Annotated in this window: 18 protein-coding genes; 5 read left to right on the forward strand and 13 right to left on the reverse strand. The window is 68.9% G+C overall.

The genetic code is table 11. The features are described from left to right. Nucleotides 1–54: 54 nt before the first annotated feature. The 9 genes from B9A95_RS35840 to B9A95_RS27785 form a co-directional block, all read right to left on the reverse strand. On the reverse strand, nucleotides 55–588 hold the full coding sequence (locus B9A95_RS35840; protein WP_245808523.1) for a peptidase associated/transthyretin-like domain-containing protein: 534 nt from the start codon (nucleotides 586–588) through the stop codon (nucleotides 55–57). A 138-nt stretch (nucleotides 589–726) separates the two neighbouring features. After that, nucleotides 727–1,836 carry an LptF/LptG family permease gene (locus B9A95_RS27750; RefSeq protein ID WP_084051023.1) on the reverse strand — a complete coding sequence of 370 codons (1,110 nt, stop codon included), beginning with the start codon at nucleotides 1,834–1,836 and terminating at the stop codon, nucleotides 727–729. Between the two features lie 8 nt (nucleotides 1,837–1,844). Then, nucleotides 1,845–2,900, reverse strand: a complete 1,056-nt coding sequence (locus B9A95_RS27755; RefSeq protein ID WP_084050481.1) for an LptF/LptG family permease — start codon at nucleotides 2,898–2,900, stop codon at nucleotides 1,845–1,847. A gap of 90 nt (nucleotides 2,901–2,990) precedes the next feature. Beyond that, nucleotides 2,991–3,689 carry a DNA damage response protein DdrC gene (gene ddrC / locus B9A95_RS27760; protein WP_084050483.1) on the reverse strand — a complete coding sequence of 233 codons (699 nt, stop codon included), beginning with the start codon at nucleotides 3,687–3,689 and terminating at the stop codon, nucleotides 2,991–2,993. A gap of 221 nt (nucleotides 3,690–3,910) precedes the next feature. Continuing rightward, the gene (locus B9A95_RS27765; protein WP_084050485.1) at nucleotides 3,911–5,338 is read right to left on the reverse strand and encodes a phytoene desaturase family protein; all 1,428 of its coding nucleotides are present in this window, start codon (nucleotides 5,336–5,338) and stop codon (nucleotides 3,911–3,913) included. Continuing rightward, nucleotides 5,335–6,414 carry a glycosyltransferase family 2 protein gene (locus B9A95_RS27770; RefSeq protein ID WP_084050486.1) on the reverse strand — a complete coding sequence of 360 codons (1,080 nt, stop codon included), beginning with the start codon at nucleotides 6,412–6,414 and terminating at the stop codon, nucleotides 5,335–5,337. The genes B9A95_RS27765 and B9A95_RS27770 overlap by 4 nt, the downstream gene beginning before the upstream one ends. Further along, a complete protein-coding gene (locus B9A95_RS27775; RefSeq protein ID WP_084050488.1) occupies nucleotides 6,411–7,070 on the reverse strand; it encodes a lysophospholipid acyltransferase family protein in 660 nt (219 codons plus the stop codon). Before B9A95_RS27775 ends, B9A95_RS27770 begins: the two co-directional genes overlap by 4 nt. Then, on the reverse strand, nucleotides 7,067–8,101 hold the full coding sequence (locus B9A95_RS27780) for a carotenoid biosynthesis protein (protein ID WP_084050490.1): 1,035 nt from the start codon (nucleotides 8,099–8,101) through the stop codon (nucleotides 7,067–7,069). Before B9A95_RS27780 ends, B9A95_RS27775 begins: the two co-directional genes overlap by 4 nt. A gap of 335 nt (nucleotides 8,102–8,436) precedes the next feature. Then, the gene (locus tag B9A95_RS27785; RefSeq protein WP_084050492.1) at nucleotides 8,437–9,978 is read right to left on the reverse strand and encodes a phytoene desaturase family protein; all 1,542 of its coding nucleotides are present in this window, start codon (nucleotides 9,976–9,978) and stop codon (nucleotides 8,437–8,439) included. Between the two features lie 578 nt (nucleotides 9,979–10,556). Here B9A95_RS27785 and B9A95_RS32775 point away from each other — a divergent pair. The 3 genes from B9A95_RS32775 to B9A95_RS27795 all read left to right on the forward strand — a co-directional run bounded on the left by B9A95_RS32775 (nucleotide 10,557) and on the right by B9A95_RS27795 (nucleotide 11,458). Beyond that, entirely contained in the window at nucleotides 10,557–10,745 is a 189-nt protein-coding gene (locus B9A95_RS32775; protein WP_139807009.1) for a hypothetical protein, read from the forward strand. Nucleotides 10,746–10,808: 63 nt separating this feature from the next. Then, nucleotides 10,809–11,066: a hypothetical protein gene (locus B9A95_RS27790; RefSeq protein WP_084050494.1), complete on the forward strand. Its 258-nt coding sequence runs from the start codon at nucleotides 10,809–10,811 to the stop codon at nucleotides 11,064–11,066. Between the two features lie 203 nt (nucleotides 11,067–11,269). Then, on the forward strand, nucleotides 11,270–11,458 hold the full coding sequence (locus B9A95_RS27795) for a hypothetical protein (protein WP_084050496.1): 189 nt from the start codon (nucleotides 11,270–11,272) through the stop codon (nucleotides 11,456–11,458). A 4-nt stretch (nucleotides 11,459–11,462) separates the two neighbouring features. Here the strand turns inward: B9A95_RS27795 and B9A95_RS27800 are convergent, their stop codons facing one another. Both B9A95_RS27800 and B9A95_RS27805 read right to left on the reverse strand, forming a co-directional pair. Next, nucleotides 11,463–12,053, reverse strand: a complete 591-nt coding sequence (locus B9A95_RS27800; protein ID WP_084050497.1) for a GNAT family N-acetyltransferase — start codon at nucleotides 12,051–12,053, stop codon at nucleotides 11,463–11,465. After that, on the reverse strand, nucleotides 12,050–12,496 hold the full coding sequence (locus tag B9A95_RS27805) for a ketosteroid isomerase-related protein (protein ID WP_084050499.1): 447 nt from the start codon (nucleotides 12,494–12,496) through the stop codon (nucleotides 12,050–12,052). The genes B9A95_RS27800 and B9A95_RS27805 overlap by 4 nt, the downstream gene beginning before the upstream one ends. 365 nt (nucleotides 12,497–12,861) lie before the next feature. Here B9A95_RS27805 and B9A95_RS27810 point away from each other — a divergent pair, with 365 nt between their 5' ends. Further along, nucleotides 12,862–14,157, forward strand: a complete 1,296-nt coding sequence (locus B9A95_RS27810; protein WP_245808524.1) for a hypothetical protein — start codon at nucleotides 12,862–12,864, stop codon at nucleotides 14,155–14,157. A 68-nt stretch (nucleotides 14,158–14,225) separates the two neighbouring features. On the opposite strand, the gene B9A95_RS27815 is transcribed toward B9A95_RS27810, so the two are convergent. Together B9A95_RS27815 and B9A95_RS32780 are read right to left on the reverse strand one after the other, a co-directional pair. Further along, nucleotides 14,226–14,468 carry a hypothetical protein gene (locus B9A95_RS27815; RefSeq protein ID WP_084050503.1) on the reverse strand — a complete coding sequence of 81 codons (243 nt, stop codon included), beginning with the start codon at nucleotides 14,466–14,468 and terminating at the stop codon, nucleotides 14,226–14,228. A 78-nt stretch (nucleotides 14,469–14,546) separates the two neighbouring features. Continuing rightward, nucleotides 14,547–15,818 (reverse strand): BON domain-containing protein, encoded by a 1,272-nt coding sequence (locus B9A95_RS32780; protein WP_245808525.1) that lies wholly within the window; start codon nucleotides 15,816–15,818, stop codon nucleotides 14,547–14,549. Nucleotides 15,819–16,076: 258 nt separating this feature from the next. Between B9A95_RS32780 and B9A95_RS27825 the strand changes: the two genes are divergently transcribed. Further along, on the forward strand, nucleotides 16,077–18,938 hold the full coding sequence (locus tag B9A95_RS27825; protein WP_425429971.1) for a 2-oxoglutarate dehydrogenase E1 component: 2,862 nt from the start codon (nucleotides 16,077–16,079) through the stop codon (nucleotides 18,936–18,938). Nucleotides 18,939–19,079 lie beyond the last annotated feature (141 nt).

Genomic DNA, 19,079 nt, shown 5'->3' on the forward strand with positions numbered 1-19,079 from the left:
AGTGGATGTGCGGCCAGCGCCCGTCGTAGCAGCCTGGAAAGACGGTCTTGAAGGTCAGCGTGCCGTCCCCTGCACCCCGCGCAGGTCGTCCTCGCCCACGACGCCCGGGCTGTACATGCTGTACTGGCCGTCGGCCGTGCAGTGCCAGGCGTACACCGCGTATTCGGCGAGGGGCGCACAGCCACCGCTGACATTGACGAGCTTCATCTTCAGGGTGAGGGGTACGCCCTGCGCCCGGTTCCCGGTGCCCAGGCTGGTCCGCAGATTGGAGCGGACGATCCCCGAGCGGGTCAATACGTTCACCGACTGCCCCGAGACCGCCGGCCCGGCCGCCGGGTACGGCCCGGCCGTCTCGGAGGGAATGGCGGGAACGCAGGCGCCGGCCGTTCGGGTGGCCGCGCGAGCCAGGCCGAAGCTGCCGCCCAGCAGGGTGGCGATGCCCGCCGCACCGAGAGAAAGGACCCGGCGGCGGTCCAGCACGGCGCGCGAGAGCATGTTCAGGTCGGCATGGACGCCCAGGCCGTTGAAGTCGTCGGGGTGATCGTGGTCTTCGGCGGGATAGGGCAGGAGGATCGGGCCTTCATTCATGGGCGCACTTCCTGAGAGGTGGGGCCACGCTCCGAGAGACGTGGCCCTTTCCAGATCTGTGCAGCGTGTGCCGCGCGTGGGTTCAGAAGGCGCGAGGAAGATGTTCAGAAGCCGTGCAGGGGTAAGCCTCCACCCGCCTCACTGCCGTCCCGCCCGCCACAGCAGGGCCGCGCCCGCCAGCACAGCGATCAGATCGGGTGCGTAGGCCGCGAGCGCTCCGGGCACCGCGCCGTTCTCGCCCATGACCCGGAAGACGCTCCAGGTGGCGTAATACGCGAAGCTCAGCAGGAGCGCCCACACCAGTCCGAGGTTCTGCCCGCTGCGAAAGGCGAACACGGCCAGGCTGACGACAAAAAAGGCCAGCGCCAGCCCGGCGAGCGGCTCGGCGAATTTGCGGTGCAGGGCCGTGAAGTCGGCTGGCGAGCGCACATGCTGCTGGCGGTAGGCCGACGTGCGCGCCAGCAGGTCCCGCAGCGGCAGGTAGATCGCCTTGAGGCCCGCGTCCTTGCTGTCGAAGCTGGCCTGCACGTCCTGCACGGGCAGCGTGCCTGAAATGAAGGTCAGCACGGTGACGGGACGCCCGTCCTGAAAGGAAACGCGCCTCCCGTCGCGCAACTCCAGCACATTGGAACCGGGCGTCAGTCGGCCACTGCGGGCCGTAATAACCTCGCGCGGGGTCTGCCCGGCCTGCATGGTCACGATCCGCAGCTCGCGCAGCTCACCCCCTGGCAGGGCTGCACCGACGCTGATCGCCCGGTTGAGGGCGTCGCGCAGCACCAGGCCGCCCGACCCGTTCGCGCTGGGCTCGCCGAGGCCGATCACGCGCGGGTTGTCAAGCACGATCTCGCGCTGCACGGTCTGCACCTGCACCTTGGCACGGGTGACAAGCAGTTCGTTGAGGGCGAAGGTGCTCAGCGTGACGCCCGCCGCGAGCAGCAGCACGGGCCGGAACAGCCGGGAAGCGGGCATTCCGCTGGCGAGGGCCGCCTTAATTTCCGAATCGGCGGCCAGGCGCGAGAGCCCCAGCAGGGCCGCGAACATCAGCGCGATGGGCAACGCCTGCGCGAGCGCCTCGGGGATGTTCAGGGCGATCAGCCGCGCGATGAGCAGCGGGTTTGCTCCCTTGGCGAGCAGCGGCGCGATCACGGTTTCGAGCAGCGCCAGGAGCAGCAGCACGATCACCACCGACAGCGCTCCGGCCAGCGGCGGCAAAATCTCGCCCAGAACGTAGCGCTCGAAGCGCTTCAGGGGCAGATTCACCGCAGCCTCCATGCCAGCACGCCCGCCACCGTCAGAAAGGCCAGATTGGGCAGCCACGCCGCGAGGGCTGGGGCCAGCGCCCCCACCCGCGCCAGCGGGGGCAGGCTGATCCACAACACGTAGAAGGTGGCGATAAAGACGACGGTGGCGGCAAAGCTCACCGCGCGGTTGCGCAGCAGCAGGCCGAGTACCCCAGCGGCAAAGGCAAACACGACGGGCGTGAGGGGATCGGCAAGGCGGCGCGTGAGCTCGAAGCGGTCCGCGCGCGTCTCCTCAGGCGTGCCCCGCCCCTCGGCCAGCCGGGCGCGCAGGGCGGGGGTGCTGACGTTCTCGGCCCTGGGCGCGGGCGGCTCCAGCGTGTCGGGCTGGGGGAAGGTCAGCTCCCCGCGTGCGGGATGCGGGTCCTGTCCGGGCCGGGTAATCCAGGCTCCCTGCAGGGTCCAGGTTTTGGCGCGGGGGTCCCAGGTGCCGCTCGGGGCCGTTACCGCCTCGTCACCGCGCTGCACGAGGACACCCTGCAGCTGCGCGCCCCCGCCCCCCGCGTTGTTGATGACCCGCCCAGCGTAAAAGAGGGCTTCACCGGAGGAGAAGGTGTACTCGTCCTGGCTGGGCACCTGCGGCGCGTCCCGGAAGATGCTGTGCCAGACCGGCTCCCAGCTCGCCAGACCCGCTGGAACGACGTATCCGGCGTTCACATAGGCCAGCGCCCCCGCCAGCACGAAGGGCAACGCGAGCGGCCAGACCAGACTCAGGGGCCGCACGCCCGACGCGAAGGTGGCCTTCAGTTCGCTGTCGCCCTGCATCCGCCCCAGGGTCAGGAGAACCGCAAAGGGCACCGCCGCCACCAGGGCCCGGTTGAGCACGGTGGGGGCCTTGCTGCCGAAGACGGCGAGCGCCTGTACCGGTGTGGCGTGATAGTTGAGCAGCGCACCCACCGTGCCGCTGAGAATGTCGAAGAGCTGCAAAATCAGAAACAGGGCGAGCCCCGCCGCGTACCAGCGCAGCACCTCGCGCAGCACGGAGCGGGTCAGGGTGAGTGGCACGCGCGGCATTCTAGCGGGACCATATGAGATATGCGCAGAGGGCAAAAAGCGGAGGGCTCAGGGCGAATCAAGCCCCAGCCCTCCGCGCCTATCACGGCGTCAGCCGCTCTTCTGCCACAGCCCCCGTTCGCGGCGGGCCACGTCCTCGTGGAGCCTCAGGATGGCGGCATTGCCGAACGCGCCCTGTTCCTCGATGGCGCGGGCGGTGGCGGTGTCGAGGTAGGCCATGCGCAGCAGTTCCTCGCTGCGCAGACCGTCGCGGGTCTGCTTCACGCCCCGCTCACGCCGAATGGTGGCCGAGTCGGTGCCCAGGACCGAGCGGTTGCTGATAGAGCCGAGCTGGCCGTACACCTGACCCTCGCCACCGTGGCGGGCGACGGTGCCCATCAGGGTGCGGCGGGCGTCGGTGCTTTCCAGGCGGGCGGCCAGCCAGCGCCGGGCCTCGGGGTCCGCGCTGCGCTCGGCGATCTCGGCGGCGAGGCGCACGTCGCCGGTCAGTGCGCGGGCGAGCAGCGTCTGCGCCCGTTTGCGCCAGCGCCGGGCTTCGGCGGTATTGAGGACGAAGGCCAGCCGCGCAAACTCCGTGGGATGCAGGGTGGCCTCGGGCCCCACACCGAAGTCGCGTTCAGGGCTTGCGAGGTCATGCTCGGCGGCAAAGGCGGCCCAGTCGAAGGAAGCGCCGCCGGCAGGCAGCGGGAGGCCCAGCGCCGCGAGGGCGGTGGTGGCTTGCAGCAGCCCATCGCCACTTGCCGGCAGCCGCTGCGTTCCGAATTGAAGGGTAATAGGCGAGGTCTTCATGCGTATATCTTAGCATAATTTACGCTGAAAACATAATCGCCGGGCCGGAATCGTGGGGTTGTTCGGCGGCCGGGGAGCGCGTGAGGGGGCAGATTTTCACAGGGTTGCCCTGCCCTTTGAGACTTTGGATTGTGCGGGTCCCTCCCGGACAGAGGGTCAGCAACAGGAGTTGACCTTCTGCGATCCGCCGGTCAGACCTTCGGACGGCCATCCTTCCTCCCCTACCACCACACCTCACCCTCGGCCGGGACCCGCAGCCCATCCAGCGGATCGTAGGGCAGGCGCAGCAGCGAACCCGCTCCATTCCACCCGCTCAGGATCGAGAGGGGCACGCCGCCACCTGGAAAGACCGTGCCGCCCACCTGCGCCAGGTTGCGCGCCTGGGGCAGGCTCCAGCCAGGGCGCAGGCTGCCGAGGAGGCCGTGGGGGGCCTGGCCATAGAGGGCTCCCGCCACGCCGGTCCTCGCATAATCTGCGGGACCGAGGGGCCGCCACTCGGTCACGTCCAGCGGAAAGCGCTTTTGCAGGGCGGCGAGCAGTTCCGCGCCGTACATCTCGGGATTCTCCGGCAGCCGGGGAGCGGCGGGCGCGTTGACGAGCAGGAAGGCGCGGTTTCCATCCAGGTGCAGGTACAGGGTGGGATCGCGCGGCAGGCCACCCCGGCGGATATCCCGCCACTCGCGGGCATACTCGGCGGGCCAGAAGATGTGGTGGGCACGGCCCCGGTCTCCCGCGAGGCGCAGTTGCAGGGCAAAGCCGCTGACGCCGCGCCCAGTGCGGTCCGGCGGCAGGCCCAGCCAGCGGCGGGTCAGGGCCTGGTCCGCCCCACTGACCCAGGCGTCGGCGGCGAACGCCCCCCGGTCCGTCTGCGCGCCAATCACGCGTCCCCCGTGGACCATCAGGTGCTCCACCCGCGTGCCGAACTCGAAGCGCACGCCGAGCGTTTCGGCCCGTTCGCGCAGGCGCTCGGCGAGCCCGCCCAGGCCGCCCTCCATATGCCAGACGCCGTAACCCAGTTCCACCCAGGCCACGTTGTGCAGTACGGCGGGCGCGCGGTAGGGATCGGCCCCCAGGTACGTGGCGAAGCGCAGCCAGAAGGGCGTCAGAAAAGGGCCGCTGCGCACGTACCGCCCCAGGCTGGACAGCGGTGCCGCCCGGGCCCCCGCCCGAAGTGCGTACCGGGCGAGGTCCAGTCGTCCCGGCGGCGGACCGAACAGGAAGGTGGGCGCGGCGTCCAGGTACATCTGGCGGGCGGCGTCCAGCAGTTGCCGGTAGCGCCGGGCCTCCCACCTGGAAAGTTGCGCGAGGGTGGAATCCAGGCTGCCGGCCACGTGCAGCGCCTCTGGGGCGAAGGTCCGGCCCGAGAGCGCGTGGTAGGTGGTGGTGGGGCGCGCAGCCTCCAGCTCGGGGAGGGGCAGGTCTATACGCTCGTGCAGTGCCCGGAAAATCTGCGGCAGCGTGACGACCGTGGGGCCGCTCGAAAAGTCGCTGTACCCCAGCGCAGCTTTGCCTCCGGCCCGGTCCAGGGCGTCGAGCACCGTCACGTCCGCCCCCGCCCGGACCAGCCGCAGGGCCGCCGCGAGGCCCGCGAAGCCCGCCCCGATCACGGTCACATGCCGGGGAGAACGGCGGGAAGAAAGCCCCGTCATTGTTCGTAGGCCCGGCCCTTCCACGTCACCCGCCGCCGCATGGCGCGAAGATACACGGGGAGCGTGAGCAGAGGCGTGACCGGGCCGAGCAGTCCCTCGGCCAGATCGGTGGCCGTTCGCCTCCCGGTGAGCAGGTTGACCAGCGAGCGCTCCAGCACCGTCGCGGCCCGCCACACCCACACCCCCGGCCTTCCCCGCGCGGGCAGCAGCCAGGGCAAGGTGTAGGCAGCCAGGTGCCACGAGAACGAGGCGGCCATCAGCATGTGTGAGCGCCCATGGACCGAAAAGGCGTTCTTGCCAAAACCCTCCACCGAGTCGGTGTAACTGCGGTACATCCTCACGCCCACCACATCCCCGCCCAGCGCGAGGGCCAGCCGCCCGCCCCGCGCCTTGAGGCCCTGGGCAAAAGCCACATCCTCCAGAAGCGCCTCACGCACCAGGCTGTGCCCCCCCACCCATTCGTAGGCGGCGCGGTGAAAAGCCATGAGTTGCCCATTTGCCGCCGAGGCGCTGCGCTGCGGCAGACGCAGCAGTGGCGCGGGCAGCAGCGTGAGCAGCACCGCGTCCACCAGCGGGGTCAGCAGCCGCTCGCCGGGCCTGACGTTCTGCTGCCGGGGATAAACGCTGAGCAGGTCCGCGCCCGAGCGCTCCAGCTCGCGCAGCACCGCCCCAAGTGCGCCGGGGTGCCAGCGCACGTCCGCGTCGGTGAAGATCAAGACCTCCCCCCTCGCTGCCTCCGCCAGTTGCTGACAGGCCCAGGGTTTGCCGTGCCAGCCGGGGGGCAGGGGGCGGCCTGCTCTCACCCGCGCCCCCAGGGCGCGCGCCACCTGCGCCGTGCCGTCCGTGCTGGCGTCGTCCAGCACGATCACTTCACCTGCCCCCTGCGCGAGCAGTCCCGGCAACAGGTGGGGAAGATTGTGCGACTCGTTCCGCGCGGGCACGAGCAGGGAAACGCGGGCCGCACCAGCAGGCGTGGGCTGTGCCTCAAGGCGGGGAAACGCGAAGGCATTGACGAGCAGCGACGCCGCCTTGTATCCGAAAAAAGCGGTCAGCAACGCCGAGAGGGCCCACCTCACCTGTCCCCCGACAGCCGCACGAGGAGACGACTGGGCAGGTCCAGCCGCTCCTGATCGCTCTCGCGCCCGCGCAGGATCCGCAGGTAGCCCCCCAGTGGCCGCTCAGGATCGACCGCAGAGAGATCGGCGTCCAGCGCGGCAAGTTCGTGCGCGAGCGCCCCCCGCAGGTCCGCCTCCTCCACAGGCGGGCCGAAGCGCACATACGCCTCTGGAAACTGCCGTCCCCGCAGGACCACCCGCAGCGCGACAGGCACGAGGGGCACCCCCGACGCCCTCGCCACCCAGGCCGCGCCGGGTTGCAGCGGGGCCACGCGACCAGGCGGCTGGAGCGTACCCTCGGGAAAAATGACCACCCAGGCCCCCGCTTCTGCCGCACGCGCGGCGGGCCGGACCTCGCCCGCACCAAGCGCCCCCAAGCGCCGCAGGAAGGGAAAGCGCGAGAGTTGGCGTGCGGTCATGGTGACGCGAAAATCCGCGCCCACCACCCATGCCAGTTCGCGCAGCACGTACCCGTCCCACCACGAACCGTGGTTGGGGGCCAGGACCGCGCCGCCCGGCGGCCACGTGCCCCGCACCCACACGCCCCCCAGATGCTTCCGCAAGCTGCCGCGAATGCTGGCGCGGACGAGGGCCGCCACCGGGTCCGGGCGGCTCACGCCCGCCTCCCCACCGCGCGGGCCAGCAGGAATGCTGCGAGCATCGCCCCCAGGGTCACGGCGGCTTGCGCATACCGCCCGACGAGGACGAGGCCACCGGGTAGGAAGAACATTTCGACAGGGTACAGGGCGGCGAAGGTGAGGCGGGAGAGGTTGGGCTGAGGAGCAGATCCAATCAGAACGGCTTCTGCCCCCGGCGAGCGAACGTAGGCGGCCCGTTCCTGCACAGGAAAGTCCCACACCCGCCGCCTCAATCCAAACAGCGCCGGAGCGAGGCCCGCGAACGCCCAGCTTAACCCCGCCCCCACCGCCCACCAACCGAGGAAATTCGGCACTGGCGCACCCGCCCAGAGTGGTGCGGCGTCGCGCCACGTCCAGTAGCCCTGGGTGGTCATCAGCGGCTCGAGCCCCACATCCCACGCCACGAGGAGCAGCCCAGCCAGCCACGCCCGCCCCTGGGCCACAACGGTGGCCGCCAGCGTCAGGGCGAACCACCCCAGCGGCACGATCAAGGGAACACCGAAGACCGTTGGGGCCGGAGCCCCCTCGTAGGAATACGCTCCGAAGGGAAAGCCCGTGCGGCTGCCCAGCACCTCCACGCCCAGGCCAACGCCGAACGCGAGCGCCGCCATGACGAGCGCCCGCTGAGGTCCCGCGCCTTCCCAGAGGTAGGCGAGGGCGGACAAAAACAGCGCTCCTGTACCCAACAGCGCGAGCAGCGAAAAGCCCGCCGGCCATAGTGGAACGGGGATTTTCAGTACGGCGTACAGCACGGCCAGCCACATCCAGGGCCGCATCTGCCGAGTCAGCGTCTCCGTCCGTTCTCCCAGGGTCCGGCGAAGCCCTCCCCGCTTTGCATCGCCCGCCAACGCCAGCACGAGGGACAGGGGCAGGCCGAGGGCAATCAGCATCCAGCCGGTAGGCACGCCCCGCAACACGAGCAACGCACCCAGGAAAGCGAGGCCGAGGGCAGCGGAGGCCAGCCCGAGGCGGCGGAGGTTGGGGGGGAAGGGGGATTCTTGAGGGGCCATGCCCGTTTACCCCTCTCTCCTGCAGAGCTCCGCGAGTCCCAACCTCTGCTCCGCCGCTCTGCAGCCCCCCCACAGGCGAGGAGGAGCCAAAAGCCCGTGCTTTTCTAAATGCTGGAGCCGATGACCAGTGCCCACCCATCCACTTCGAGAACTCCCCAGACGGGCCGTTCGGGCCGCCAGGCACGAGGCCTTCCAACCGGGAGGGCCGCCGAAGCCGGAACACGGTTGAGCAGAGCAACGCCAGAAACCCCCGTAAACCTCCTTGCCCAATGAACGCGCGGAGCTGCGGAGCAGGGGAGCTGAGGGGAACGGGGCCACCAGGACGAGGGCTCCCCTCACAACGACAACCCACCCCAGCGCGTCAAGTCCCGAATCAGCACCCGCGCGGCATTCCGCCCCGACGCCCCCATGATCCCGCCCCCCGGATGCGTACTCGCCCCCGTGAGATACAAGCCCTTCACCCCCGGCCAACGGTACGAACTCGCCCCAAGCCAGGGGCGGAACGCGAACATCTGATCGAAGCTCATCTCCAGGTGCATGACGTTGCCCCTGGGCAGGCCCAAATTTGCCTCCAGCCACGCGGGCGTCTGCACCAGCTCGCCCACGATGGTGTCCCGCGTCCCCGGCGCGTAATGCTCGAAGGCACGCAGGATGTTCTCCCTCGCCTCGGCGGTCCGCGTCTCCCAGTTGCCCGAGGCCAGCTCGTAGGGGTAATACTGCGCCCACAGCCACAGCGCTTCACCGCCCGGCGGAGCGAGGCTGTCGTCCACGGCAGAGAAGCTCATGGCGATCAACGGGGGATCGGTGGTCGGTTCCCCGGCCAGATATTCGCCATACGCCTTGTGCAGCTGCCGCTCACTCTTGATCAGCAATCCCAACCCCACCCGGCTGTCCGGCTCGGTATGCTGGCGGTAACGCACTTTTCCGCTCAGCGCGAGGCGCAGCACCATGCCGAAGCCGTTGCCCACGCGCACGCTCTTTGCGCCCTCGGGGACGTATTCCTCCGGCAACGCTCCGGCGGTGGTCAGCACGTGCGTGCCCGAAACGACGGCGCGGGCGGTGTACGTCTCCCCGCTCTCCAACTCCACACCCTGTGCCCGGCCCCCCTTCACCAGAATTTGCTTGACCGGCGCGCTCACGAACACCTCGCCGCCACCGGCCTCCACGGCGCGGCGCAGGGCGCGGGTCAGGCCACCGCTGCCCCCCTTGGGCCGGGCGACGCCGCCCTCGTGATAGAGGGGGTGCCACAGCAGGAAAGGAGCGCTGAGGGGGTCCGAAGGTGGCGGTCCACTCTGCGCGGCCATCCAGGTCAGGGGCGCACGGACCCGCTCCTCGCTGAAGTATTCGCGGGCCACGTCGCCGTAGGGCCGCAGGATGCGCGGCAGCTGCGCCTGCCAGTCGCGTCCGCCCCCGCTGCGGGCCATCATCTTGCCCATCTCCAGCGGACCAGGAGCTGAGTTGAACAGGTCCGCCACCGACCGGGCAAAGGGGGTCCAGTCCTCCAGAAAACGGTGGTACGCCTCGCCCTGCCCGGGGAAGAGGGCTTCCAGCTCGCGAATAGTGCGCCCCGCGTCCCGGTGAACAAACCAGGGCGTTTCCCCATCCGAAGCGTGGAACATGGGATCCACCTCGAGGTAATGCAGGCCGTGGCGGGTCAGTTCCAGCTCACGCACCACGGGCGTCATGCGGATCAGGATGTGGGCGCTGCCGCCGTAGTCGAAGCGGTAACCAGGCACCAGTTCTTCCGTGCTGACTGCCCCGCCGACGATGTGGCGGCGCTCGAATACACCCACCTTCAGCCCCGCCTTTGCAGCGTAGGCTGCCGTCACGAGGGCGTTGTGCCCCGCGCCCATCACCAACACGTCGAAGTCCGGCATCCGGTCCGCATCCTGCCACGGTGAGGCCGGGCAAACGGTCAGCGATGGTCCAGGTTTTTCTGGAGACTTCCTATGCTTTTGAGTTTTTGTTGTAGAAGTTTACCGATTTGAAGCATAGGTACAAAGGCCCCAAAGCAGGTGTCAACGTGCGGACTTCTTTTTGACCGAGCCCGGCAAGCGAAATGCGCGTGGGGGAGAATGGGGGGCGCCGTGAGGGCTGCCCTTCCCCTCACGGCGCCATTCGGACAACTGCTCTGGGACGCCCCAGGCCTTTTTTCCGCTGTACAACCCCCTGCCGGTGCTATGGGCGGAACGGGGGTGAGCCGTCAGAACCTGGCCGCCGTGGGGACCCATGACCAGACCATCCGGTTTCTGGAACGGGGCGAGTACCATCCCAGCCTGGCGGAGCACGGCGCCGGGCCTGATCCTCGGCCATGGACTGTTCGTCCTGGCGGTGGTACAGGGGTACGCCCTCCCTGCCTCCGTTGCCGTCACCCTGCAACTGGCCGCCATCCTGCTCTCGCTCGCCAGCGTTGCGCGCCTGCTGGACGGACGGCCCGGCCTATGCCGCATGGACCTTGAGCGCGAACTGGACGAACGGGAAAGGCAGCAAGTCGCCCAAGCCCACCTCCTCGCGTACCGGATTCTCGTGTCCCGTACCCCACAACGGCGAAGGTTGGATGGACGTGCCCACCGGCGCCTTCCTGATCGGCCTCACCCTGCCCACGGCAGTCCTGGCCTGGACGCTGCCTGGGGACCCGGCATAACGCCGCCCTTTCCCCATCCCGCCTGCCTGGTTTTCCCCGGCCCCGCTGGCCACCCGCCGCACCGTGCTGGCCACCTCTGGCGGCGAGGCGCTCGTCTTGCCCGTGAACCTGCTGTTTGCCCTGGTGGGCGTGCCGGAAGGGGGGTGGGTCGGCCGGGCCGGGTATGCGGCTGATCGTGCTGGGGCCATGCCCCTGATGAAGCCCAGCCGTCTCGGCCGGCCCGAGGGCCGGAACCGCGAGATGGACGAGCGGCAGTGGCAGCAGCGCTCGCAGGCGCATCTCCGGGCACTGGGCGTGGTCTGGGCTGCCTCGACCTGCTGATGGCGAACGGGCAGCACCTGCCAGTGCCCACGCGACACTGCGCCTGGCTGACGCTCTGGCTGGGACCGGTGGCGTCTCTCCCCGCGCTGCCCACCGCGGTCCTGACCTGGACAGCGCCGAAGGCCCACAGACTGGACGACTGACGTTCGCAGAGGTGGTGGCAGACAGAGCGCCGTGACGCCCCGGGGGGGTAGGCTGGGTTCATGTTCGGACGCCGCGTGCCCCCCCATATCGTACTTGCCCTCAGTCTGCTGCTGGCCGTCGTGTGCGCCGTTCCCGCCGTCCGGTACGGCCTGGCCGGAAGCTGGCTGCCCGCCCTGCTGTGGGGTGCGGTGGCCGTGTGGTTCGCCGTGGACGCGGTGCGTGCGTACAGATGGCAGCGGAAGAAGTAGCCCTCTACACCAGGCGGCGCACCCAGAAGCGCATTACCTTGGGGGTCTCCTCCGCCTCGCCCACGTCGGCCCAGCGCAGCGTGGTGTGAAGGTCGGGTCGCTCCACGTAACCGCGGGAGCGCCAGAAGCCGTGCAGGGACCGGAAGCCAAACGGCAGATTGGGAGGAGCCTGGGGCCGCTGCACGGCGCAAAACGCGGTGAGCGACAGGCCCAGCCGGGCTGCGTGCGCCTCGCGCTCATCGAAGAAACGGTGGCCCAGCCCCTGACCCCGGTAGGCGGGTAGCAGGACGCTCTCGCCCAGATAGAGTACCCGCGCCGGATCGAACTCGGAGGCCAGGAAGGGCGCCTGAAGCTCCGCCGTCTCGGAGACCAGCGGCAGGGCCGTACTCGCGCCGACCACGTGCCCGCCGTCGTGGGCCAGCACCGCGAGTGCGCCCGGAGCCCGCAGGTAAGTGTCCAGGTAGCGTTCCTCGTACTCGGCGCTGCCCTCGTACAGGTATGGAAAGTCGCGGAACACCGCCATGCGGAGCCGGGCAATGTCTGGCAGGGCCGCACTGAGTTCGTCTCCCGTTACTGCAGCAACGCTGGGGCTCAAGCGCCCTCTTCCGGAACGTGATCCCCCCGCACCTGCCGGCTCCACTCCGCGAGGTTGTAGTAGTTGGTCACGCGGGCAATGCGGCCCTCCCGGATTTCAAAAAAGGCGCCGACGGGCAGGGCGTACCGCTGGCCATGCGCTTCGGGGAGACCGGGATCGGTGCTCAGGTACTCCCCGTGAATGGTGAATTCGGCGGCGGCGCGGGTGCTGTCCCCATTGACCATGACCGCGAGGTCCTCCACCCGCTCGCGGTAGTGCGCGTCCATCCGGGTAAGGAAGGCGCGAAAGGCCTCTACCCCCACCTCACGGCCACCCTCGTTGATGTCGTGACGCACGTCTGGGGTCAGCAGGGCGAGCATGCCTTGCGCATCGCCCGCATTGAAGGCGGCGTAATACTGCTCGACCAGGCGGAGGGCGCCGCTCTGCGAAGTGGGAAGGGTCATGTGGGCAGTCTAGAACAGGGGATGCACCGCCTCCGTCCCTGCTGATCCACCGCCCCTTTGACCTCTAGCATACAGACACAGCCTTTTTTGCTTGTAAAACGAACATGGGAAATTCTGCCTTTAAACGATAAACTTTCCCTCTTTTGTAAACAGCGGAAAAGCAGTGAATGTCCAGAGCGCCTGTCGTCTCCCCCGTTCTGCAGATGTGGAATTTATTACGCATCTCCTATTTTTCTTGCGTGCTGGCGGGCACGGCCGTCCTTACACACTCCGGAAGTCTGGTATGGTTTGGGGTGACAATCTCATTTGTCTCCCCACGTTCCGTGCTTTGAAGCGGAGCGTTCCCAATGGAGGACTCTGCCCTCATGAAACAAGTGCGCTACATCATTACCCGGCCCTGCCTGCAAGAAGGCAGCCTGAGCCTGCTGAAATACCTTGACTCGACCTTTCCCGAGAGTGGCCCAGCCACGCTGGTGGACGACCGAGGCCGCGAATACGCCGTGGAGGTGGACCGCGCTGCCCGCCGTGTGTGGGGGCTGCGCGCCCTGTACCACGAGGGCAACCTCGGCGTAAACGACGTGCTGCTGCTCACACCCCAGGGCGAGGGCCGTTACGCGGTCGAAACGGTGGTCAAGCCCCACGCGTCCCCACTGCCCGGCTCCTCCAGTGGCCTGGACCGTCAGCCGGAAGCCCGGCGGGTGGTGATCAACGCCACGCCCCACGTGCGCGAGGTGCGCATGGAGCAGGTTCGTCCCCAACCCACCCGTGAACAGCCGCACCGCGAAACACCGCCCGCTCGGGAGAATATTCCCGCCGAGCCCTCGGTCACGGTTCGGTTGGCGGCCGCTCCCGAAGCGGGGACCGAGGCGCGCACCCAGGCGCAGGCCACAGCAAATCTGGGCACCACCGCTCCGGCCCAGGCGGGTGCCTCCACGGCCCCCGTCGCCACCCGGCACGATCCCCGCCCCGCGCCCCGCGCCGCCGCGCCCCTGCCCACAGGCGTGAATGAGCAGCTCACCGAACTCGCTCGGCTGACCGGCTACCGCCTGACCACGCCCGCACCGGGGATCGTGCGGCTGGCGGCCGAACTGGGCACCCACGGCTACACCGTGCAGCTCGCCCTGTCTGCCGACGCCCTACGCGAGCCCGCATGGCGCGAGGGGGCCAACTACCGCCTGCTGGTCCTCCCCGAGTCCGAGCGGCCCCAGGGCGTACCCCGCCTGACCCGCGAGGCGCTGGGCGCACTGATCGAACATGCCCGCCTCGCGCCGCTGTCGCCGCTGGACCTGCACGGCTACTGGAAGGCTGGGAATCTGGACCTGGAATCGGCGGCCAGCATCTCCGAACTGGTTGGCGCACACCTCGCGCAGCGCGGGGCCTTTTCGTTCGTGCTGCTCACGCTGGCGGCGCACCCGGCCCACAGCGTGATCACGGTCTCGCGCCTCGCCGAGCGGCTGGGCAGTGGCGTGAACCTCGCCGAACTCCAGACCATCCTCGACACCTTGACGCGCACGCCCTTCCTGGCCCTCACGCCGCTGCCCGGTGGCCAGTACCTGCTGCGCGCCGACGTGCGTGACCTGCTGGCCGATCTGGCCGAGTACGCCGAGGGCGTGCGCCGCCGGGTACGGACCTCGGGCGAGACCGTGGGCGCGCGGGTCTGAGCCCCATCAAACGCAGCACAAGCGCCTGAGGTCTGGGAGGACCAACTTCAGGCGTCCTCGGCCAATCGTCACATCCGCTCGTCGTCTCCACCCGTGCCAAAGGTTGTGCCCGCGCTGGGACCGTCGCTCGACTGACCGGGCGGATCGGGAACGCCCGTGCCCGCCGCGCCGCCCAGGTCACCGTTTGCCACGGGCGTGTCGTTCATGCCGCTTTCCGAGTCGTCGGCGTAGCCCGAGCGCTCGGCCATGTCGTTTCCAGCGTCTTTGGGTAGGCCGCTCTGGGAAGCATTGCGGGGACCGTCTGAAGTCATAGCGCCTCCTGGCAAAAGGGGGAAAGGAACGCTGAATGCGGGAAGGCTCCCCAGGTTCAGCGCTCCGCCCTGCTGGCTTTAGCGGTTCTCGCCGCTCTGCTCGGCGGTGGTCGTCGTGGTGCTCTCCGCGTGTGGGCTGTCCACGCTGCTGCCCAGCGAGCCCGCCGGGGTGTCGCTGCTGCTGGCGTAGCCCACGCTGCCGCTGCGGTCCACCGTGCCGCCCGCACCGGGGGTGCCCGTCTGCTCGGCGCGGTTGGTCTGCGTGAAGCTGGAGGAGACGCTGCTCTGCCCCAGCTGACCCTGACCCTGACCCTGACCCTGCACGCGCAGCTGGTTGTGGACGTCGCGTACGCCGCGAATGCCTTCGAGGCAGTCTTCCGCGCGGCGCTTCTGCTGACGGTCCGTCACGGTGCCCATCAGCGTCACCTCGCCGCCCTGCACCTGCACCTCGATGTTGCTCGCGTCGAGGTAGTGGTCGTCTTCGAGCGCGTCGCTCACCATTTCCCGGACGCGATCATCGCTGCGCTGGTAGCCCTTGGGTCCCTTGCCCCGGTGGCTGCCGGTGCTGAAATCAGACTGGCCACTCTGCTGCCCGTACCCCCGCTGCCCGTAACTCTGGCCCTGGCCAAAGGAACTGCCCGTGCCGCTCATCTCGCCGAACTGGCCTTCTTGCTGCGGTGGGCCACCCTGATACTGCTGGCCCTGGTACTGGCCGTCCATCTGGCCTGCGCTGTACTGCCCCTGACCGCCACCCATGCCCTGCTTACGGACGGTATAGACCTGGGTGTTTCCCTGCTGACCGTAGGGTTGCCCGTATTGCTGGCTGTAGCTGCCCTGACCCGGTACGCTCTGCCCCGACATGTCCGGGCCCTGGCCGTAGCCCTGGCCCTGCAGCTGGAACTGTCCGCCCGAGTCGTTCTGAAAACCAGCCTGATACCCGTGGCTCTGACCCTGGTGGTTTTGCGGGTACCCCCGAACGCCCTGACCCATCTGGTCCCCGCCTGAATAGCCCTGACCCCGATAGCCCTGACTCTGGCCGTAGCCCTGGCCGCCCTGAGCGCTGCCCTGGGTCATGCGGTCCTGCCCGTAGGACTGGCCGGACTGCCCGTAAGGGGGATCTCCGTAGCGGTCATTGCCGCTAAAGCTGCTCTGACGGTCATCCTTGGGGCCGCTGTAGCCCTGCGTGCCGTAGCCTGAGCGCACGGAGCGGTCATCGCGGTCGATTCCTCCCCGGCCCATGTCTCCCCGGTCAAAAGAGCCGCGCTGCGCGTCGTCGCGGCCATATTGCCCCTCCTGCGTGCCCCGGTCGTCGTATCTGTCGTCGCGGCGGTCATCACGGTAACGGGTCATGGACTCCTCCTCGTGAATGGGGGTGGGCGTGGTCACCCGGAGCGGACCCTCCGCTCCAGTTCTGCCTCCCCACATGCGGTTGCTCCCCATTCATACCCGCCCTGCCACCCAGTTCTGATGACAGGGGTGTCAAGGTCAAGGGGCACGAACGCTCATCCAGCTGCTCATGAACGCCGGGGGAGGGGCGGCGGAACTGTGCCCCTCCCGGGAACATGGGCAGTGTGTCAGCAGACCGTCTTGGCGGCAGGAGGCGGGGGTATGCTGGAGGGCGCTATGACGCAGCAGTCACAGACCATCATGTCCGGCGGGAACGCGGCCTTTATCGAGGGGCTGTATGAGGCGTACCTGGCGGACCCCGCAAGCGTAGACCCCCAGTGGCGCGCGTACTTCGACGAGTTGCGCGGCGGGGCGCAGGAGACGCCGCACTCCGCCGTGCAGGAGGCCTTCTACCAACTTGGCACCCAGCGCCGGGGCAGCGTCACCGTTCCCGTTCCCCGGGGCGTGAGCGGCGCGCAGCAGGCCGCTGGGGCCCTGATCACTGCCTTCCGCGTGTACGGGCACATCAGCGCCCACATGAACCCACTCAAGATGCGTGGCCTGCCCGTGGTGCCCGAGCTGACGCCCGAGTATTACGGACTGTCGGCGGCGGACCTCCAGGAGTACGTGGAGGACAGCACCTTCAAGGGGCCGCTGCGCGACGTGATCGACGAACTCCAGCAGACCTACTGTGGATCCATCGGCTTCGAGTTCAACTACCTGCCCGCCGTGGAGCGCCAGTGGTTCCAGGAGCGGGTGGAGCCCACCCGGGGCCGGGGCGACTACACGCCGGAGGAACGCCGCCGCCTGATGAAGAAGCTCAACGCCGCTGAGGGCCTGGAGCGCTACCTGCACGTCAAATATGTGGGCCAGAAACGCTTCTCGCTGGAAGGCAGCGAGAGTTTTATTCCGCTCGTGGACCGAATCATTCAGCAGGCCGGAACGTACGGCGTGAAGGAAACGGTCATCGGCATGGCCCACCGCGGCCGCCTCAACGTGCTCGTCAATATCTTCGGCAAGAAGCCCAGCGACCTCTTTGCCGAGTTCGAGGGCAAGAAGAAGCTGAGCGACGACCCCGATATTGCGGGTGACGTGAAGTACCACATGGGCTACTCCAGCGACGTGCGCACGCCCGGCGGCGCGATGCACCTTGCGCTCGCCTTCAACCCCAGCCACCTCGAGATCGTGTCGCCTGTGGTTCACGGCTCGGTGCGCGCCCGTCAGGACCGCCGCGGCGACACCGAGCGTAAGCAGGTGCTCCCCATCACCGTTCACGGCGACGCCGCCGTCAGTGGGCAGGGCGTGGTCATGGAGACGCTGAACCTCTCGCGCCTGCGCGGCTTTGCCACAGGCGGGGCGGTGCGAATCGTCATCAACAACCAGATCGGCTTTACCATCTCCGACCCGCGGGACACCCGAAGCAGCCGCTACTGCACCGACGTGGCGAAGATCGCCAACGCGCCCGTGCTGCACGTCAACGGTGACGATCCCGAAGCGGTGGCCTTTGCGGGCGACCTCGCGCTGGCGTACCGTCAGACCTTCGGCAAGGACGTGTTTATCGACCTGATCTCGTTCCGCCGCCACGGCCACAACGAGGCCGACGACCCCACCATGACCCAGCCCATCATGTACCGCGAGATCAAGGCCCACCCCGGCACCCGCGCCCTGTACGCGAAGGCGCTGGAGGACGCGGGGGTGCTGCAAGCGGGCGAGGGCGACGGGCTCGTTGAGCGCTACCGCGACCTGCTGGACGCGGGCAACGCGGTGGTGGAAGAGATCGAGAACGTGGAGCAGAGCAAGCTGGCCGCCGACTGGAGCGAGTACCGCGCCACCCACTGGACCGACGACACGCCCACCGCTGTGCCCGCCGTGAGGCTCACCGAGCTGGGCCTGAAGCTTACCGAACTCCCCGAGGGCTTCCAGCCCCACCGTGGCGTAAACCGCGTGCTGGAGGCCAGACGCGCCATGAGCCGGGGGGAGCAGCCGCTGGACTGGGGCATGGGCGAGATGCTCGCCTACGCGACGCTGCTGACCGAGGGGTACAACGTGCGCCTCGACGGCCAGGACTCCGGGCGCGGCACCTTCGTCCACCGCCACGCCGTACTGCACGACCAAAGCGCGCAGGACCCCATGGACGAGGAATACCTCAGCCTCGCGCACCTTTCGCCGGAGCAAGGCCAGGTGGAGATCATCGATTCCACGCTGTCCGAGGAGGCCGTGCTGGCCTTCGAGTACGGGTACTCCACCTCGGAACCCAAGGCGCTCGTGGCCTGGGAAGCGCAGTTCGGTGACTTCGCCAACGGCGCGCAGGCGGTGGTGGACCAGTTCCTCAGCGCGGGCGAGAGCAAGTGGCAGCGTCTCTCGGGGCTGACCATGCTGCTCCCCCACGGCTATGAGGGCGCGGGGCCCGAGCACTCCTCGGCCCGCATTGAGCGCTACTTGCAATTGTGCGCGCAGAAGAACATGCAGGTGGTGGTGCCCAGCTCCGCCGCGCAGATCTTCCACCTGCTGCGCCGCCAGGTGCTGCGGCCCTACCGCAAGCCGCTGATCGTGGCGACGCCCAAGAGCCTGCTGCGCCACAAGCTCGCCATGAGCCCGCTGTCCGAGCTGGCCGAGGGCCGCTTCTGGGAGGTCATCGGCGACGACACCGTGCAGCAGGCCCGCCGCGTGGTCATCAGTTCCGGCAAGCTGCACTGGGAACTGTTCGAGGCCCGCGCCGCCGATGCCGAGGGGTACGCGGGCACGGCGCTGATTCGCCTGGAGCAGCTCTACCCCTTTCCTGGCGAGGCCCTGGCCGCGGAACTGGCCAAACACCCCGGCGCGCAGGTGGTCTGGGCGCAGGAAGAACCGGAGAACCAGGGCGCGTGGCTGATGATCTGGGAGGACCTGGAAAAGGTGCTTGCTCCCGGCCAGACCCTGATCAGCGCCTGCCGCCCCCGGTCCGCCAGCACCGCCGCCGGATACGCCAGCGTCCACGCTGCCGAGCAGGCGCGCGTGATCGCCGCCGCCCTTGGTGAGAAGGTCAGCCGCAAGGTGGTGGAGGCCGAGGTGCGCAAGACGGCGGAGACGGGGGCGCAGAGCTGAGGCCCTCATCTGCGCTTGGTGGCCCCCTCACCCAGAAGCGCAGCGCCCTTCTCCCCGCGTGGGAGAGGGGCGTTTTTCTTCCCTCGCACAGCTGCGCAGCACAGAGGGCCTGGCGAAGGCAGGGACGAGGGGGCCACCCCA

Source organism: Deinococcus hopiensis KR-140, assembly GCF_900176165.1.
Taxonomy (GTDB): Bacteria; Deinococcota; Deinococci; order Deinococcales; family Deinococcaceae; genus Deinococcus; species Deinococcus hopiensis.

Excerpts from the sequence above, each read along its gene's own strand:
- B9A95_RS35840 (WP_245808523.1), bottom strand. The coding sequence starts at position 588 with ATGAATGAAGGCCCGATCCTCCTGCCCTATCCCGCCGAAGACCACGAT.
- B9A95_RS27755 (WP_084050481.1), bottom strand. The coding sequence starts at position 2,900 with ATGCCGCGCGTGCCACTCACCCTGACCCGCTCCGTGCTGCGCGAGGTG.
- ddrC (WP_084050483.1), bottom strand. The coding sequence starts at position 3,689 with ATGAAGACCTCGCCTATTACCCTTCAATTCGGAACGCAGCGGCTGCCG.
- B9A95_RS27765 (WP_084050485.1), bottom strand. The coding sequence starts at position 5,338 with ATGACGGGGCTTTCTTCCCGCCGTTCTCCCCGGCATGTGACCGTGATC.
- B9A95_RS27780 (WP_084050490.1), bottom strand. The coding sequence starts at position 8,101 with ATGGCCCCTCAAGAATCCCCCTTCCCCCCCAACCTCCGCCGCCTCGGG.
- B9A95_RS27785 (WP_084050492.1), bottom strand. The coding sequence starts at position 9,978 with ATGCCGGACTTCGACGTGTTGGTGATGGGCGCGGGGCACAACGCCCTC.
- B9A95_RS27795 (WP_084050496.1), top strand. The coding sequence starts at position 11,270 with ATGTTCGGACGCCGCGTGCCCCCCCATATCGTACTTGCCCTCAGTCTG.
- B9A95_RS27805 (WP_084050499.1), bottom strand. The coding sequence starts at position 12,496 with ATGACCCTTCCCACTTCGCAGAGCGGCGCCCTCCGCCTGGTCGAGCAG.
- B9A95_RS27810 (WP_245808524.1), top strand. The coding sequence starts at position 12,862 with ATGAAACAAGTGCGCTACATCATTACCCGGCCCTGCCTGCAAGAAGGC.
- B9A95_RS27815 (WP_084050503.1), bottom strand. The coding sequence starts at position 14,468 with ATGACTTCAGACGGTCCCCGCAATGCTTCCCAGAGCGGCCTACCCAAA.
- B9A95_RS32780 (WP_245808525.1), bottom strand. The coding sequence starts at position 15,818 with ATGACCCGTTACCGTGATGACCGCCGCGACGACAGATACGACGACCGG.
- B9A95_RS27825 (WP_425429971.1), top strand. The coding sequence starts at position 16,077 with ATGCTGGAGGGCGCTATGACGCAGCAGTCACAGACCATCATGTCCGGC.